A 16,064-nucleotide genomic window follows, 5' to 3' on the forward strand; every position below is an offset into this window, starting at 1 on the left:
GGGGGAGCCGGGTGCCCGGCTCCCCCTTTCCGTGCGCTCAGGTGGCGGCGAGGTCCCGCAGGACGGTCAGGAAGCCGGTGACCGTCGCGGGCGTGGTGCGGCCGGCGAGGGTGGCGGCCAGGACGGTGCGGGGTGGGACCTCGGCCGGGTCGAGGGGGAGCAGGCGGACGTCGGCGGGGGCGGCGCGGGCGGCCAGGGCGGGCACGAGGGTCACGCCGAGGCCGGCGGCGACGAAGCCGAGCTTGGCGGTCCACTCGGCGGCGACGAAGTCGATCCTGGGGCGGAAGCCGAGCCGCACGCTCGGGCCGAGCAGGGTCTCCTCCGGGGCGGCCGAGCCCGCGATCCACGCCTCGTCCGCCAGCGCGGCCAGCGAAACCGGCGCCGCGGGCGGTACCGACGCCGCTGACGCCAGCTCGTGGTGCTGGGGGACCGCGAGGAGGACGGGTTCGTCCAGGATGTGGTGGGTGGTGAAGCGCGGGTCGTCGAACGGGCGGTCGGCGCTCGTCGTCACCAGGGCCACGTCGGCGTCGCCGGCGAGGAGCGCGGCCAGGAGACGGCCGGTGACGCCCTCGATGAGCGACAGGCGGACGTCGGGGTGGCCGGCGCGGAAGCGGGCCAGGGCGCGCGGGACCAGCGCGGCGTCGGCGGTCGCGAACGCGCCCACCCGCAGGCGGCCGGCGGTGCCCGCGTGCACGGCGGTGACCTCGCGCCGGGCCAGGGTGAGCCGGTCGAGGACGGCGGTCGCGTGCTCCAGCAGGCAGCGGCCCTCCTCGGTGAGCGCGACCCCGCGCGGCAGCCGGTCGAACAGGCGCGCCCCGACCTCCAGCTCCAGCGCCGCGACCTGCCGGGACACCGCCGACTGCGTGTAGCGCAGCGTCGTCGCGGCCGCGGTGATCGAGCGCTGCCGGGCGACCTCCCGGAACACCTCCAGCATCTCCGTCTGCACGCTCCAGACATTCCCATACCACATGGCGGCGATGCCAGACATTCGTTGGTCGCATCGCTCGTGCGCCCATACGGTCGGACGCATGCAGAAGATCGCTGTGCTCGGGCTCGGCAGCATGGGGGCGCCGATCGCCCGCCGGCTGGCCGCGCACGGGTTCCCCGTCACGGGGTGGAGCCGCACGCCGCGCCCCGTCGAAGGCGTCGCCGTCGCCGCGTCAGCGCGGGAGGCCGTCCGGGACGCCGACGTCGTCATCACGATGCTCACCGACGGCCCCGTCGTCATGTCGGTCGTCGCCGCGGCCGGGCTGCCGCCGACGGCGACGCTCGTCGAGATGTCCACGATCGGCCCGGACGCCGTCCGCGAGCTCGCCGCCGCACTGCCCGCCGGCGTGGACCTGGTCGACGCCCCCGTGGCCGGAAGCACCGGCGCCGCCGAGGGCGGGACGTTGAGGATTTTCGCCGGCGGTACGACCACCGCCGTCGACCGGGTCGCACCGGTGCTCGCCACGCTCGGCGACGTCCGCCGGTGTGGCCCGTCGGGCCGCGGTGCGGCGATGAAGGTGGTGCTCAACACCGCGCTCGTGACCGCGCTGGCCGCGCTGGCCGAGGCGCTGCAGGTCGCCGACGACCTGGGGGTGCCCCGCGCCGACGCCCTGGAGGCGCTGGCGTCCGGCCCGCTGGGCAACGCCGTCCAGCGCCTGTCCGGCAAGGCCCGCTTCCCGGTCCGGCTGGCGGCCAAGGACCTCGCCCTGAGCGTCGCGGGCCGGGACCTGCCGGTCGCGCTCGCCGCCGGCCGGCACCTCGCGGCCGCCGACCCGTCGGCGGACCTGTCCACGATCGCGATCCGATCCCGAAAGGAAACCTGATGCTCGTCCTTGACAACCCGTCCGGCGTGGCGGCACCCGTCGGTGCGTATTCGCACGTCGCCCGCATCGACGCCGGCACCGGTGCGCTGCTGTTCCTGTCCGGTCAGATCGCCCTCGACGACGACGGCGCGCTGGTCGGCCCCGGTGACATGGTCGCCCAGGCCACGCGCGTGTTCGAGCTGATCGGCGCGCTGCTGTCCGCGCACGGCGCCACCTTCGCGGACGTCGTCAACATCCGGACGTACCTGACCGACATGGCGCTGCTGCCCCTGTACGGCCAGGTCCGCCGGGCCGTCTTCACCGGTCCGCCGCCGACCAGCACCACGGTCGAGGTGTCCCGGCTCTTCCGCGACGGGGCGCTGCTGGAGGTCGAGGTGGTCGCGGCGCTCTGACCTGATCCTTACGTTGTCCCGCGGGGTGCGCTTACCCGCGGGACGCACCATGTCCCCCATGAGACGAACCATCGCCGTCGCGCTCGCGGTCGTGCTGCTGTTCGCCGGCGGGTGCGGGCGCCAGCAGCGGCGCGGCCACCAGCCAGCCGCGGTCTCGACCCAGACGCCGGCCGCGCCGGCCGCCGCCACCTCGACCGGCACCGCCGGCACTGCCGGTACCGCCGGCACCGCCGGGGATGTCGACCAGCTGCTCGACCAGGTGGAGCAGCAGCTGTCCGGCGACGCCCAGCCCGCCGACGACGAAGACTGAGAGGGACCTTGATGAAGCGCACCCTGATCGCCCTGACCCTTGTGCTCGCCGCCGTCTTCGTCCCGGGCGCCGCCTGGGCCGAGCCGTCCGCGCGTGCCGTGACCCTGGAAGGGGCCAAGACCGCCGTCGTCGGCCGCATCGACAAGCGGCTCGACGCGCTGAAGAAGTTCGAGACCAACCTCGCCGGCGCGAAGCAGGTCCAGTCCGGCCACCGCGACACCCTCACCAAGCTCATCGCCGACCAGCGCACCGGCCTGACCGCCCTGCGCACGAAGGTCCAGGGCGAGACGACCGCCGCCGCCGTCAAGGCCGACGCCCAGTCGATGGTCTTCGACTACCGCGTCTTCGTCCTCACCGGCCCGAAGGTGCGCCTCACCGCCGCCATCGACACCGAGCTCGCCGTCATCGCCGCGCTGCGCTCGCGCCCCGGCGCCGACACCGCGAAGCTGGACGCGGTCGAGGCCACCCTGAAGGGCAAGGTCGACGCCCTCCTGGCGCTGAAGCCGGGCTCCGACGGCGACGCCCTGCGCTCCCAGGTCCAGCCGATCCGCGCCGCGGCCAAGTCCGCCCACGCGTCCCTGAAGGCGCTGCGCAAGCCCGCGAAGTAGGGCCGCACCCCCGTTCCGCGGCGGTCATGCCGCGGGACGGGGTTCAGGGGCGGACGACGTCGATCGCGACGGCCGGGTGGCGGTCGCGGAGGGCCTCGGCGCGGGTGTACGCGTCGTCCGTGAGGGCGAGCAGGCGCATGGGGCCCGGCATCCGCACCACGACGGCGTCGAGGCGGTCCGGGGAGTTGATCGGGCCGATGTGGTAGGTGGCGCCCGCCATCTCGCCGGAGGTGCGGTGCAGGGTGGAGATGAAGAGGGTCAGGCGGTAGGAGTCGTAGCCGGGGTCGTCGCCGATGACGACGGCCGGGGCGCCGGGGGCGAGGGCCAGGGCGGCCCTGGCGTAGGCGACCTGGTCGGCGGCCGCGCCGGCGAGCCAGGTCCGCTGGGTGTCGAGGTGGTCGCGCTGGTCGCCGGCCCGTTCGCCGCCGATGAGGGCGACGATCGCCATCAGCACCGACGCGGCCCGCAGATGCGGTGAGCCCAGCGGCCGCCGGGGGAGGTGCAGCGCCAGGGCGCCGACGCCGGCGATCAGCAGCACCAGGACCAGGAACAGCGCCTTGTTGGCGTAGTAGCCGCTGCCCGAGCCGAAGACGCGCTGCACCGCCAGCATCCCGACGGCGAAGCCGGCCACGGGGACGAACGTCAGGGCGTACGAGCGCCAGATCCGGCTCCTGCGCCCACGCCCGGTCAGCATGCTCGACGCGACGACGCACAGCAGGACGGCGAGCCCCTCGCGGCCGACCCGGAGGGAGCCGACGCTGAGCAGCGCACCCGTCTGGCCGGCGACGAGGACGCCGATGGCGAGGGGCACGGCGCTGGTGACGGCGATCGCGAGCGCGACGGCGGGGATGCGGCGCATCCGGTGGTTGCGGCGCTCCCGCATGAGCCACAGGATCGCGGCCAGGCCGATCGGGGGCAGGTACAGGTAGTACGTGAACCCGACCGCCGCCAGCAGCGCCGCGACGAGCAGCAGCTGCTGCCGCGGGCGGGGCACGGGCCGGACCAGGACGGCGAGGAGCATGAGCGCCTCCACCAGGCCGAGGACCTGGCTCGGGTAGCCGAACCGGACGAGGTCCAGCAGCTCGCCGAACGCGCACAGCCCGGCGATCCCGGCCGCGAGCACGGCGGTGCGCGCCGGGGTCAGGCCGCCGGCGCCGATCCACTGCGCGGCCCAGACGAGGGTCGCGACGAGCAGCAGGTAGCCGCCGGTGACGAAGGCCAGGTAGTGGTCGAACATGCCGGTGCCGGTGCCCATGTCGACGGCGGACGACCTGGCGAACCCGTCGAGCAGGGCGGCGGTCAGGTGCGAGCCCTGCGGGTAGGACACCATTCCCTCGTAGACGAGCGTCCTGCCCTGGCCGGGGTGTTGGAAGAGGTACCCGCCGGCGTGGCGGATCGCGTCGAAGAGCGCCGCGTGCCGGGCGAGGTCCTCACCCTCCATGACCTGCGCGAGGCGGCCCGTCCGGCCGTCGCGCAGCAGCGGCCAGGCGACGATCGCGCCGACCGCGGCGACGGCGAGCGCGGCGACCGCGTCGGTGGGTCCGAGGCGCGGCAGCCGCGGGCGGCGGCCGGTCTTCGCGGCGGCGAGGATCAGGGCGGTGGCGGCGGTGCCGCCGGCGGTCACCGGGTGCAGGCCCCACGGCCAGACGGCGAAGACGAGCGCGCCGAGGCAGGTGAGGCCGAGCAGCAGGCCCGTGGCGAGCATGATCCGGTCGAGGACGGTCCGGCCGCCGCGCAGGAGCGCCGCGGTGGCGACGAGGAGCAGCGGCGGGACGACGTACGCGACTCCGGCGAGGTACAGCAGGGCGATGACCAGCCAGGCGGCCGCGACCAGCGCGGCGGTGACCAGTTGCTTGGGTGTGGCGTCCGGCTTCGGCGTGGTGTGGGGGAGGAGGGTGTCCGTCTTCGGGGGTGAGGATACTGACACAACTCACTTAACGACGAAGTCGGGCATCTGGTCGTTTGTCAGGATGTGTTGGCTGACCGGTACTCACCCCGCTCGAATGCGCTCGGCTTCCTGCGGCTGTGCCTGGCCCTCGCGGTCCTGGTAGGACACTCGTGGCCGCTCGGGCTGGGGCGGGCGACACCGGGGCTGGGGTTCACCGGCGGTCAGGCGGACCTCGGCGCGCTGGCCGTGGACGGGTTCTTCGTCCTGTCGGGCTTCCTCGTCACGGCGAGCGCCGGCCGCCTGGGCGCCGTCCGGTTCGCCTGGCACCGGTGCCTGCGGATCTTCCCCGGCCTGTGGGCGTGCCTGCTGGTCACCGCCGCCTGCGCCGGCTGCTTCGCGACGTTTCCCGCGGCGCTGGCGTTCGCCCGGCACAACGCCCTCGGGCAGCCGCACCAGTGGGGCATCGGCACGCTGTTCACCGACACGCCCTACGGCCGGCTCACCGGCGGCGTCTCCGTCGTGAACGGGTCGCTGTGGAGCCTGTCGTTCGAGCTGTTCTGGTACGGCGTGCTCACCGCCCTCACCGCCTGCGGCGTGGTCCGCCGCTCCCCGCGACTCGTGCTGCTGCTCACCGCCGGCGCCTACTCGGTCCTGCTCAGCGACCTCCTCCACCAGCTGCCCGAGACGCACACCGTCCCGCACCCCCGCGGGTCGTTCGGGCCGATCCCCTTCTTCGGGTCGCTCGACACCCAGATGCTCATCTACCTGGGCTTCCTGTTTCTCCTGGGTGCGTCGGCGCAGCTGTACCAGGACCGCATCCCGGCGCACCCGGCGCTGGCGGCGGCCGCGGCGGCGCTGCTGCTGGCCACGCTCCGGCTCGGCGCCTTCCCCGTGCTCGGCTACCCGGCGCTCGCCTACCTGCTGCTGTGGGCCGCCTGCTCCCTGCCGTCGTGGACCCACCGGATCGGCCGGACCCACGACTACTCGTACGGCATCTACATCTACGCCTTCCCGACCCAGCAGACCCTCGCCGCCCTCGGCGTCCACCAGTGGGGCCTGCCCGCGTACGTCACGGCGTCGGCCCTGGCCACGGCCCTGCTCGCGGCCGCCTCCTGGCACCTCGTCGAGCGCCCGGCCCTGCGCCTCAAGCACTGGACCCCGCCGCGCCCCCGGCGGCCGGTGGACGCCCCGCCGACCCGCCCGGTCACCCGCGACGTGGTCACCGCCGACCGCTGAGCCCGCCGGTCATCGCACGTGCCGGACCGGTCAGAGGCTGCTGAGGTCGATCAGCTTGGCGAGGTCCACGAGCTTCGGCAGGAGCTCCGTCGCCTTGTCGTCGCCGGTACCGGCGGGGAGGTGGACCGTCAGCTGGATGATCCGCTTGTTGCCGGCCAGCCAGCCGACCTCGACGGCCGGGCCGGTGCCCTCCGCGGCGGGGGACTGCCGCTGGTACGCGGCGGCGCCGAGGCCCTGGACCGGGGCGGCGCCCTTCGGCTGGACGGCGGTGGCGTAGATGTCGGGGCCGATGGTGGTGGCGCTGACCGACAGGATCAGGTCGGGGAGCGGGGCCTTCTGCGGCTGGAGGACGCAGGTGAACGTGTTCTCCAGCGTCGCCGCGGCGGCCACGCCGTACTGCAGGCCGAGCTTCGCGTTGACGACCGGGAAGTCGAGCAGCTGGCAGGCGCCGCCGGAGGCCGCCGCCGGGGCGGTGGACGGGGTCGCGGCGGCCGGGCTCGCGCCGGCGTCGTCGCAGCCGGTGAGCACGAGCAGCGCCGTGAGCGCCGCGACAACCCTTCGCACGACGCGCACCCTACCGCCTACTTCGGCAGGCGGTCGACGATGTACTTCGCGATCTCCAGAGAACTGGTCGCGGCCGGGGACGGGGCGTTGAGGACGTGCACCTGCCGGCCCTCGGCGACGATGAGGAAGTCGTCGACGAGGGCGCCTTCCCGGGTGATGGCCTGTGCCCGTACACCTGCCGACGCCGGAACGAGATCGGCGGCCGTCACCGCGGGCACCAGCCGGGCCAGGCTCTCGGCGAACCGCTTCTTCGACAGGGAGCGGCGGACCTCGGTGAGCCCGTACCGCAGGTGCTTGCGGGCGAGCTGCCACATGCCGGGGTAGGCGATCGTGTCGGCGACGTCGCCGGGGCGGACGCGGGACCACGAGTAGCCCTCGCGGGCGGTGGCGAGGACCGCGTTGGGGCCGGCGTGGACGCTGCCGTCGACCATCTTCGTCAGGTGCACCCCGAGGAACGGGAACTGCGGGTCCGGCACCGGGTAGATCAGGCCGTTCACCAGGTGGCGGCGCTCGGGTCGCAGCTCGAAGTACTCGCCGCGGAACGGGATGATCCGGGCGGGCGGGGTGATGCCGGCCATCTTCGCGACCCGGTCGGCGTGCAGGCCGGCGCAGTTGACGAGCACGTCGGCGAAGATGTCGCCGACCTCCGTGTGCACGACCGTCTCGCCGTGCAGGGTGGAGATGCCTCTCACCCGCGCGCCGAGGCGCAGCGTCGCGCCGGCCTTCTCCAGCAGGGTCGCGAGGGTCTCGCACACGGCGCCGAAGTCGGCGATGCCCGTCGAGGCGACGTGGATGCCCTGCACGCAGGCGACCTCGGGCTCGAGCTCCCGCGCCTCGGCGGCGTCGACCAGCCGCGCCGGCAGCCCGTTGGCGACGGCCCGCTCGTACAGGCTGCGCAGCCGCGGCAGCTCGGACTCCTCCGTCGCCACGATCAGCTTGCCGGTCACCTTGTGCGGGATGCCGTGCTCCCGGCAGAAGTCCACCATCGACGCGCTGCCCGCCTTGCACAGCGTGGCCTTGAGGCTGCCGGGCTTGTAGTAGACGCCCGCGTGGATGACGCCGGAGTTGTGCCCGGTCTGGTGCGCGCCCCAGCGCTGCTCCTTCTCCACGACCGTGACCTCGGCGTCCGGGTGCTCCAGGGTGATCCGGTGCGCCGTGGCCAGGCCGACGATCCCGCCACCGATGACCACGAACCGCACGCTGCCTCCTCAAGCCCCTGATTGGCGCTGGGTACCTCGCATCCTAGCCGTGCTAGCGTTCCCGACCGTGGGTCAGCCTGTCGTCGAAGTGGCACCAGCCAAGCCGTGGCGGGCCCGACTGATCACCGCCGTGCGCATCCTCGCCGCCGCCGGCATCGTCTACTTCATCGTCGCCACCACGGTCCAGCAGTGGTCCGCGGTGGCGGCGACGTTCCGCGCGCTGTCGTGGCCGTCGCTGATCGCGTCGCTCCTCGCGGCCGTCGCCTCCCTGTGGACGACGATGATGGCGTGGCGGGCGATGGTCGGCAGCATCGACCACCCGCTGCGGGTCCGCGACGCCGCCCCCATCATGCTCGTCGGCTCCCTCGGCAAGTACCTGCCCGGCTCGGTGTGGGCATACGTCGTGCAGATGGAGCTCGGCCGCCGCGCCGGCGTCTCCCGCTCGAAGGTGTTCATCGGCTCGGTGCTGGTCAGCGGCCTCGGCGTCACGTCCGGGCTGATCCTGACCACCCCCGGCTTCGGCACCGCCCTCGACGGCATCAAGGCCTCGGGGCACGAGGTCTTCGGCTCCATCGCCGTCTGGGCGTCGGTGATCCTGCTGCCGTTCGCGGTCGCCTGCTGCTACCCGCCGCTGCTGACCTGGATCGTCGGCCGGGCCATGCGGGTGCTGCGCCGCCCGCCGCTGGACCGGCCGATCACCTGGCGCCCGATCCTCTCCAGCGTCGCGTGGTGCGTGGCCGGCTACGTCACCGCCGGCCTGCACGTCTGGCTGCTGGTCCGCGCGCACCTGCCGGGCCTGTCCGGCCTCGCCGGCAGCGTCTTCGCGATGGCCCTCGCGATGAGCATCAGCACGTTCGTCATCGTGGCCCCCTCGGGCCTGGGCGCCCGCGAGTTCCTGATGGCGATCGCCCTGGCCGGCCTGGGCGTGCCGTGGGCGACGGCGTGGGCCCTGACGCTCGTCTCGCGCCTGCTCTTCACCGTCGCCGACGTGGCCGCCGCCGGCGTCGCGGGCGCCGTGGGCCTGCGCCGCATCCGCCACGCGACGGCACCCGCGCCGGCGTCGTCGCCGTCGTCCTCGCAGTCGCCGTCGCAGTCGCCGTCGCAGTCCTGAGCCGCCTCCCCGGCTGGTCGTGGGGCTGGGCCCGCGGTCACAGCGTCCGGGCCAGGTACTCCTCCCACGTGCCGGTGCCGCCGCCGGGGCCGGTCCCCGCCCCGCCGCGCAGCGCCCGGAACGCCTTGCCCGGCAGCCTGACCGGGATCAGCAGCCGCCGCTTCCCGGCCCGCTCGAGGTACGTCCGCCACAGGTCACGGGCGCTGCGTCGCTGCGGCCCGGACAGGTCGGCGGGCGTCGCCGGCAGCTCGCCCTCGACGATCTCCACGAGCCGCACCGCCACGTCGTGCACCTCGACCGGCCGCAGGTCGAACGCCGGATAGAACCCGACGAGCGGCAGCTTCGTCATACCTTTCGCGATCGTCAGCACCAGGTCGTGGAACTGGCTCGCCCGGAAGCTCGTCCCGCCGTACCCGGCCACCATCTTCTCGATGGTCACCTTGTCGTTGTAGTAGCCGAACGGGATCCGGTCGACCCCGACGATCGACACGAACACCAGCTGCGGCCGCTGCGGCGCCCGCTCCATCGCCTCGATCAGCTTCCCGGCGGCGGCGACGTCCCTCCGCCCGTCGGTGGCCGCGTGCACGACCACGTCGACCCCGTCGAGGGCCTCGGCGAGCCCCGCCCCGGTGAGCAGGTCGCCATGGGCGTAGCCCGGCTTCGACCGGCTGAGCCCCCGCACGTCATGTCCACGTTCCCGCAGGACGGCAACCACGTCCCGCCCGAGCGTCCCGGTCGCCCCGGTGACAAGCACTGTTCGCTTCATGGCCTACTTGACGCCCCAGCTCCGAGAACGTGACACGGTGTGGCCACCGTCTCAGTCCAGGTCCGGCACCTCACCGTCGAGCAGCGTATCGAGCGGCTCGCGGCCGATCTCCTTGTACGCCCCGTCGACGAGCTGGAACCGCAGCACCGTGTCGTCGGGCTCGACCCGCCAGAAGTGCTCGATCCCAGCCTCGGCATACTCGATGGGCTTGAACCACCGGTCGGTGCGCTCCGCCCCGGGTGACACGATCTCCACGGCGAGCAGCACCGACGCTGCCTCCAGCCAGATCTCGTCCGGCGGGGCGGCAGCCTTGGTCACAGCGAGGTCAGGGATGCGCCCATTACGGTTGTCGTCGGCGGTCTTGACGCCGGGTGCGACGCTCACCCGTCCGCGGAAGCCACGGGCGAGCAGCCACGCGCCCATGAGCAGGCTGATCTCTTGGTGTCTCCAGGTCGCCGGCGGCATGACGATGAGATTCCCCTCGGCCAGCTCGAACCGGTGCTGATCGTCAGCCGCGGCGAGCGCTGTCACGTCCTTCAACGTGAGCGGCCCGAGCGGCAGATTCGGGGCGGCGTTCATGCCGTGCTCCTCACTCATCCAGCCCAGTCTAGGGCACCCCACATGCGAGAAGCCTACATATGAGCACATGCCCATGCAAGTTCAAGTGGCGGTGCGGGCGTCGTAGTGTTCGCGGGCCTGGGCGACGTCGGCGCGGTGGCGTTCTGCCCAGGTGGTGATGGCGAGGAGGGCGGCGTGGAGTTCGGCGGCCATGGGGGTGAGGGAGTACTCGACCCGTGGCGGGACCGTCGGGTAGACGGTCCGCACGAGCATCCCGTCACGCTCCAGGTTGCGCAGCGTGAGGGTCAGCATGCGGCGGCTGATGCCGGTGATGGCCCGCTCCAGCTCGGTGAACCGGATCGGGCCGTCGGCGGCGGCCACCATGATGCACACGCTCCACTTGCCGGCGACGCGGTCGACCAGCTCCTGGACCGTGCACCCGGGATGCATCAGTGGGCCGCGACGAACACCCGCGACGCGACCTCCCGGGGCAGCCGGATGCGCTCGCCGGCCCGGTCGATGCTGACGCCGTCGCGCTCCTGGGCCACGGTGACCGTGGCGCCGGGGTCGATGCCGGCGGTGTGGAGCTGGCGCAGGACGTCGGCGTCGGTCTGGACGCTCTCGCAGATGCGGCTCACCACGACCGCCCCGGCGAGGCCCGGGAAGGCGAGGTTGCGCTCGGGGTCGGACAGGTCGTGGGGCGTGGCGCTGCCCTCGAGGCTCTCCAGTCCCGGGATCGGGTTGCCGTACGGCGAGCGGGTCGGGCGACCCAGCAGCTCATACACCCGCTGCTCGACGGCGTCGCTCATGACGTGCTCCCAGCGGCACGCCTCTTCGTGGGCCTCCTCGTAGGGTAGGCCGATCACGTTGACCAGCAGCAGCTCGGCGAGGCGGTGCTTGCGCATGACGGCCACCGCGTGCACGCGGCCCTCGTCGGTCAGCGCGAGGTGGCGGTCACCCTCGACGATCAGCAGGCCGTCACGCTCCATGCGGGCGACGGTCTGGCTGACGGTGGGTCCGCTCTGGTGGAGTCGCTCGGCGATGCGGGCGCGCTTGGGGACGACGCCCTCCTCCTCGAGCTCCAGGATCGTCTTCAAGTACATCTCGGTGGTATCGACCAGGTCGTTCACTGCCTTGCCCTCCCGGTACGCGATGGTACTCGTCGCGTACGTCAAGATTGGAACGTGACAGCCAACCAGGCGATCTTGGACGGTGCCGTCGTCGCCGAGCTGGTGTGGGAAGCGGGGGTCACCGCTTCACGCAATCCTACCGGCGCGCGCAGGGTACCCGCGCACAGTGGAACGGAGGGGCCGGTCACGTGAACACACTGGTCATGTGGGACGACGCGCTGCTGCGGTACGACATGGGCGAGCACCCCCTCGATCCGGTGCGGGTCGAGCTGACCATGGCGCTCGCCCGTGAGCTGGGCATCCTCGACCGGGAAGGGGTCACGCTGCGGGTGCCGGAGCCGGCGAGCGACGACGTGCTCGGCACCGTCCACGACCCGGACTACATCGCCGTGGTCCGCGCCGCGTCGACCGGCCGGCGGCTGAGCATCATGGGGCTCGGCACGTCGGACAACCCGACGTTCCCCGGCATGCACGACGCCAGCGCACTCATCGCGGGCGCCACCCGCGCCGCGGCGGAGGCGGTCTGGCTCGGCGAGGCGGACCGGGCCGTCAGCATCGCCGGCGGGCTGCACCACGCGATGCCCGCCCGCGCGGCCGGCTTCTGCGTCTACAACGACCCCGCGGTCGCGATCGCGCGCGTGCTGGAGCTCGGGGCCGAGCGGGTCGCGTACGTCGACATCGACGTACATCACGGCGACGGGGTCCAGGAGATCTTCTACGACGACCCGCGGGTCCTGACCGTCAGCCTCCACGAGTCGCCGCGGACGCTCTTCCCGGGGACCGGCTACCCCGACGAGACCGGCGGGCCGGGCGCGGAGGGCTCCGCGGTCAACGTCGCGCTGCCGCCCGGCACCGACGACGCCGCCTGGCTGCGCGCGTTCCACGCCGTCGTGCCCGGGGTGCTGCGCGCGTTCCGGCCGCAGCTGCTGTTCACGCAGTGCGGCGCCGACACGTACCGGCACGACCCCCTGGCCAACCTGTGGCTGACGGTGGACGGGCAGCGGGCCGCGTACCTCGCGCTGCGCGACCTCGCCACCGAGGTGGCCGGCGGCAAGTGGGTCGCCAGCGGCGGCGGCGGGTACGCGCTCGTCGAGTGCGTCCCGCGGGCCTGGACGCACCTGCTCGCGGTCGTCACCGGCGAGGCCATCGACCCGCTGACGCCGATCCCGGCGTCGTGGCAGGCGCTCGCCGCGAGCAAGCGCTCCAACAACCCCGTGCCGACGTCGATGACCGACGGAGGGTCGGGGGAGTGGACGCCGTGGGTGCCGGGCCAGACTCCAGACGCCGTGGACCGGGCGATCATGGCGACCCGGGCGGCGGCGTTCCCGTTCTTCGGCCTCGACCCACACGACCCGCGCGACTGACGCCGAACAGCAGGACCGTCACGGTCAGGCCGCCGCTGTACGCCGGACCGTCACGGTCAAGCCGACGCCGACGGCCGTGGCTCACGCCGTACACCGGCGGCAAACGGCACAAGGTCGAGCTAATGCTGCACGACGGCCTCGAGCCTGGTCAGGCGCTGCTTGATCCGGTCGAGCTCGGCCAGCATCGCCGACTCGGCCGCCGTCGACGTGCCGAACGAGGTCTCCGGCGAGGGCGTGCCCCGCAGCGTGGACAGCTCGTCCTGCAGCGCGGTCAGCGCCTGCGCGACGACGTCCAGGAACGCGTCGACCTCGTCCTCGTCATAGCCGCGCTTGCCGAACGCCGCCTTCGTGAACCGGACGGCTTGCACGTCGGCCGGGGTGAGCATCATCCGGACACCGTACTAAACCCGGCAGTGCGAACATGAAGGCGTGACCGAATCACCGGAGCGGGCCGCGGACGTCCTGCTGTCGGACGGCACGACCGTCCACTTGCGACCGATCCGCCCCGACGACGCCGACCGGATCGTCGCGCTGCACTCGCGGTTCTCGGAGCGGACCAGGTATCTGCGGTACTTCTCCGCGTACCCGCGGATCCCGCAGCGGGACCTCGACCGGTTCGTCAACGTCGACCACCACGACCGGGAGGCGTTCGTCATCGAGCACGGCGGCGAGCTCATCGCCGTCGGCCGCTACGAGCGGCTCGGCGCCGGCTCGCACCAGGCGGAGGTCGCGTTCGTCGTCGAGGACGCGCACCAGGGCCGCGGCATCGGCTCGGTCCTCATCGAGCACCTCGTCGCCGCCGCGTCGCAGGAGGGCATCACCGAGTTCGAGGCCGACGTCCTGCCGGTCAACCAGGCGATGCTGCGCGTGTTCATGGCCGCCGGCTTCTCCATCGAGCGCGAGTTCTCCGACGGCGTCGTGCACCTGTGGTTCCCGATCGCGGCGACCCCCGACTCGATGCGCGTGCAGTGGGCCCGCGAGCAGCGCGCCGAGACCCGCTCGATCGGCCGGCTGCTCAACCCGCGGGGCGTCGCCGTCTACGGTGCCCGCGCCGACGGCACCGGCATCGGCGCCGCCATCCTCGCCCACCTCAAGGCAGCCGGGTTCGCCGGCCCGATCGTCCCCGTACACCCGTCGGCGCCCACCGTCGGCGACCTGCCGGCGGTGCCCGTCCTCGCCGGCCATCCGGAGCCCGTGGATCTGGCGGTGGTGTCGGTACCGGCGGAAGCGGTGCCCTCCGTCGTCGCCGACTGCGCCGCGGCCGGGGTGCACGGGCTCGTCGTCGTGTCCGCCGGGTTCGCCGAGGCCGGCCCCGCCGGTGCCGAGGCGCAGGCCGCCCTGCTGCGCGCCGTCCGCGGCCGCGGCATGCGCCTCGTCGGCCCCAACTGCCTCGGCATCGCCAACACCGACCCGGGTGTCCAGCTCAACGCGACCCTCGCGCCGCTCCTGCCGCGCCGCGGCCGGGTCGGCTTCTTCAGCCAGTCCGCCGCGCTCGGCACCGCGCTGCTCGCCGAGGCCGACCGCCGCGGGCTCGGCCTGTCGACCTTCGTGTCCGCCGGCAACCGCGCCGACGTGTCCGGCAACGACGCCCTCCAGTACTGGCGCGAAGACCCCCAGACCGATGCGGTGCTGCTCTACCTGGAGACGTTCGGCAACCCGCGCAAGTTCGCCCGCATCGCCCGCGAGCTGGCCCGGCGCAAACCGGTCGCCGCCGTCGCGAGCCCCGTGCGGCCGCCCGCCCTCGACGCCGTCGCCACCGGCCCCGACGCCCGCGGGGTCGCCGCCCTCTTCGCGAGCTCCGGCGTGATCCGCGTCGACACGGTCGCCGAGCTCTTCGACGTCGGCCTGCTCATCGCCGGCCAGCCCCTGCCGACCGGCGACCGCGTCGCCGTCGTCACCAACGCCGCCGCCCTGGGCGTGCTGACCGTCGCGAAGGCGCCGGCGGCCGGGCTGCGGGTCGCCTCCGTCCGCGACCTCGGCCCTACCGTCGGCGACGCGGACTTCGTCCAGGCCGTGCGGGAAGCGCTCGCCGACGACTCGGCCGACGCGGTCATCGCCGCCTACGCGCCTGCCCTGGCCCTCCCGGGCGAGCTCGGCGTCGCGGAGCTGCTGCGCGCGCTGGAGCCCGGCCGTCCCCTCGCGGTCGTCCTGCCCGCCGACCCGTCCTTCGCCGTAGCGCCCGCCTACCGCTCCGGCGACCCGTTGGCGCTGCCGACGTATCCGGCGGTCGAGGAGGCGGTGCGTGCGCTGGGCCGCGTCGCCCGCTACGCCGCCTGGCGCCGCGAACCCGTCGGCACCGTGCCGTCGTTCCCGCCCGCACCCGTGTCGTCCTCTGTGGACGAGCTGCTCGCGGCGTACGGCATCCCGGTCGTCCCGTCCTTGCGCGCTTCCGGCGAGTCGGTCCCGGCGGTCGCCGGGTCGCTGGGCCTGCCCGTCGCCCTGAAGGTCGCGACGAAGCCGTGGCGGCACCGCATCGACCTCGGCGCGGTCCGGCTCAACCTCACGTCGCCCGACCTGGTCACCGAGGCATACCAGGAGCTCGAACGCCTCTTCGGCATCGGCGTGGAGGTGCTCGTCCAGCCGATGGTCGCCCCCGGCGTCGCGTGTGTCGTCGAGGTCGTGGACGACCCCGCCTTCGGCCCGGTCGTCGGCTTCGGCCTCGGCGGCGAGGCCGCGGACCTGCTCGGCGACCGCGCGTGGCGCCCCGCCCCGCTCACCGACCGCGACGCGGCCGCCCTCGTCCGGGCCCCGCGCGCCGCGCCGCTGCTGACCGGGTACCGCGGCTCCGCACCGGTCGACCTGGACGCCCTCGCCGACCTGCTCCTGCGCATCGGCCGCCTGGCCGACGACCAGCCCACCGTGTCGTCGCTGTCCCTGAACCCGATCCTGGCCCGCCCCGAAGGCCTGGCGGTCCTGCACGCGACCGCCACGTTCACGTCCCCGTTGCCCCGCCCCGACAGCGGCCCCCGCCGCCTGTACTGACGCGCTGTGCTTCCGCCCCACCGCTGTCGCGGCGGGTCCCGGCGGGGATTCTCACCCGCACCCCAATGCGCCGCGCTGCGGCGCACTGCCCGCGCCGAGACGCGAGGCAGGGCCAGCGGCTGCGCCGCATCCGGTGGCCGGCCCC

The 16,064-nt window shown here is 73.8% G+C and carries 17 protein-coding genes; 8 read left to right on the forward strand and 9 right to left on the reverse strand.

Annotated elements, in window-relative coordinates; all coding sequences use genetic code 11:
- Positions 1-37: 37 nt before the first annotated feature.
- The gene (locus AB0J72_RS24435) at positions 38-970 is read right to left on the reverse strand and encodes a LysR substrate-binding domain-containing protein (RefSeq protein ID WP_363402320.1); all 933 of its coding nucleotides are present in this window, start codon (positions 968-970) and stop codon (positions 38-40) included.
- A 7-nt stretch (positions 971-977) separates the two neighbouring features.
- Here AB0J72_RS24435 and AB0J72_RS24440 point away from each other — a divergent pair, with 7 nt between their 5' ends.
- Genes AB0J72_RS24440 through AB0J72_RS24455 form a run of 4 tightly spaced genes read left to right on the forward strand, consistent with a single transcriptional unit; the run spans position 978 to position 3,121 of the window.
- On the forward strand, positions 978-1,811 hold the full coding sequence (locus AB0J72_RS24440) for an NAD(P)-dependent oxidoreductase (RefSeq protein WP_363402322.1): 834 nt from the start codon (positions 978-980) through the stop codon (positions 1,809-1,811).
- Positions 1,811-2,203, forward strand: coding sequence for a RidA family protein (locus tag AB0J72_RS24445; RefSeq protein WP_363402324.1), 393 nt, complete (start codon positions 1,811-1,813; stop codon positions 2,201-2,203). The genes AB0J72_RS24440 and AB0J72_RS24445 overlap by 1 nt, the downstream gene beginning before the upstream one ends.
- A 58-nt stretch (positions 2,204-2,261) precedes the next feature.
- Positions 2,262-2,513 carry a hypothetical protein gene (locus AB0J72_RS24450; RefSeq protein ID WP_363402326.1) on the forward strand — a complete coding sequence of 84 codons (252 nt, stop codon included), beginning with the start codon at positions 2,262-2,264 and terminating at the stop codon, positions 2,511-2,513.
- A gap of 11 nt (positions 2,514-2,524) precedes the next feature.
- Positions 2,525-3,121, forward strand: coding sequence for a hypothetical protein (locus AB0J72_RS24455; protein ID WP_363402328.1), 597 nt, complete (start codon positions 2,525-2,527; stop codon positions 3,119-3,121).
- Positions 3,122-3,164: 43 nt separating this feature from the next.
- Here the strand turns inward: AB0J72_RS24455 and AB0J72_RS24460 are convergent, their stop codons facing one another.
- Positions 3,165-5,048: a hypothetical protein gene (locus AB0J72_RS24460; RefSeq protein ID WP_363402330.1), complete on the reverse strand. Its 1,884-nt coding sequence runs from the start codon at positions 5,046-5,048 to the stop codon at positions 3,165-3,167.
- 48 nt (positions 5,049-5,096) lie between these two features.
- Here AB0J72_RS24460 and AB0J72_RS24465 point away from each other — a divergent pair, with 48 nt between their 5' ends.
- A complete protein-coding gene (locus AB0J72_RS24465) occupies positions 5,097-6,245 on the forward strand; it encodes an acyltransferase (protein WP_363402332.1) in 1,149 nt (382 codons plus the stop codon).
- A 30-nt stretch (positions 6,246-6,275) separates the two neighbouring features.
- On the opposite strand, the gene AB0J72_RS24470 is transcribed toward AB0J72_RS24465, so the two are convergent.
- Positions 6,276-6,809 (reverse strand): hypothetical protein, encoded by a 534-nt coding sequence (locus tag AB0J72_RS24470; protein ID WP_363402334.1) that lies wholly within the window; start codon positions 6,807-6,809, stop codon positions 6,276-6,278.
- Positions 6,810-6,826: 17 nt separating this feature from the next.
- Positions 6,827-8,008 carry an L-2-hydroxyglutarate oxidase gene (lhgO, locus tag AB0J72_RS24475; RefSeq protein WP_363402336.1) on the reverse strand — a complete coding sequence of 394 codons (1,182 nt, stop codon included), beginning with the start codon at positions 8,006-8,008 and terminating at the stop codon, positions 6,827-6,829.
- 67 nt (positions 8,009-8,075) lie between these two features.
- Between lhgO and AB0J72_RS24480 the strand changes: the two genes are divergently transcribed.
- Complete coding sequence (locus AB0J72_RS24480) at positions 8,076-9,119, forward strand: lysylphosphatidylglycerol synthase transmembrane domain-containing protein (protein WP_363402338.1); 1,044 nt, start codon at positions 8,076-8,078, stop codon at positions 9,117-9,119.
- 37 nt (positions 9,120-9,156) lie between these two features.
- Here AB0J72_RS24480 and AB0J72_RS24485 read toward each other — a convergent pair whose 3' ends face one another.
- The 4 genes from AB0J72_RS24485 to AB0J72_RS24500 form a co-directional block, all read right to left on the reverse strand.
- The gene (locus AB0J72_RS24485; protein WP_363402340.1) at positions 9,157-9,885 is read right to left on the reverse strand and encodes an NAD(P)H-binding protein; all 729 of its coding nucleotides are present in this window, start codon (positions 9,883-9,885) and stop codon (positions 9,157-9,159) included.
- 51 nt (positions 9,886-9,936) lie between these two features.
- Positions 9,937-10,482 (reverse strand): Uma2 family endonuclease, encoded by a 546-nt coding sequence (locus AB0J72_RS24490; RefSeq protein ID WP_363402342.1) that lies wholly within the window; start codon positions 10,480-10,482, stop codon positions 9,937-9,939.
- Positions 10,483-10,545: 63 nt separating this feature from the next.
- Positions 10,546-10,893 (reverse strand): helix-turn-helix domain-containing protein, encoded by a 348-nt coding sequence (locus tag AB0J72_RS24495; RefSeq protein WP_363402344.1) that lies wholly within the window; start codon positions 10,891-10,893, stop codon positions 10,546-10,548.
- Positions 10,893-11,573 carry a metal-dependent transcriptional regulator gene (locus tag AB0J72_RS24500; protein WP_344503254.1) on the reverse strand — a complete coding sequence of 227 codons (681 nt, stop codon included), beginning with the start codon at positions 11,571-11,573 and terminating at the stop codon, positions 10,893-10,895. The genes AB0J72_RS24495 and AB0J72_RS24500 overlap by 1 nt, the downstream gene beginning before the upstream one ends.
- Before the next feature lie 203 nt (positions 11,574-11,776).
- On the opposite strand from AB0J72_RS24500, the gene AB0J72_RS24505 reads away from it, so the two are divergent.
- Positions 11,777-12,937 carry an acetoin utilization protein AcuC gene (locus AB0J72_RS24505; protein WP_363402500.1) on the forward strand — a complete coding sequence of 387 codons (1,161 nt, stop codon included), beginning with the start codon at positions 11,777-11,779 and terminating at the stop codon, positions 12,935-12,937.
- A 119-nt stretch (positions 12,938-13,056) separates the two neighbouring features.
- Here AB0J72_RS24505 and AB0J72_RS24510 read toward each other — a convergent pair whose 3' ends face one another.
- Positions 13,057-13,326 (reverse strand): DivIVA domain-containing protein, encoded by a 270-nt coding sequence (locus AB0J72_RS24510; RefSeq protein WP_363402346.1) that lies wholly within the window; start codon positions 13,324-13,326, stop codon positions 13,057-13,059.
- A 40-nt stretch (positions 13,327-13,366) separates the two neighbouring features.
- Here AB0J72_RS24510 and AB0J72_RS24515 point away from each other — a divergent pair, with 40 nt between their 5' ends.
- Positions 13,367-15,919 (forward strand): GNAT family N-acetyltransferase, encoded by a 2,553-nt coding sequence (locus AB0J72_RS24515; protein ID WP_363402347.1) that lies wholly within the window; start codon positions 13,367-13,369, stop codon positions 15,917-15,919.
- Positions 15,920-16,064 lie beyond the last annotated feature (145 nt).

The organism is Dactylosporangium sp. NPDC049742, from assembly GCF_040674675.1.
In the GTDB taxonomy this organism is placed as follows: Bacteria; Actinomycetota; Actinomycetes; order Mycobacteriales; family Micromonosporaceae; genus Dactylosporangium; species Dactylosporangium maewongense.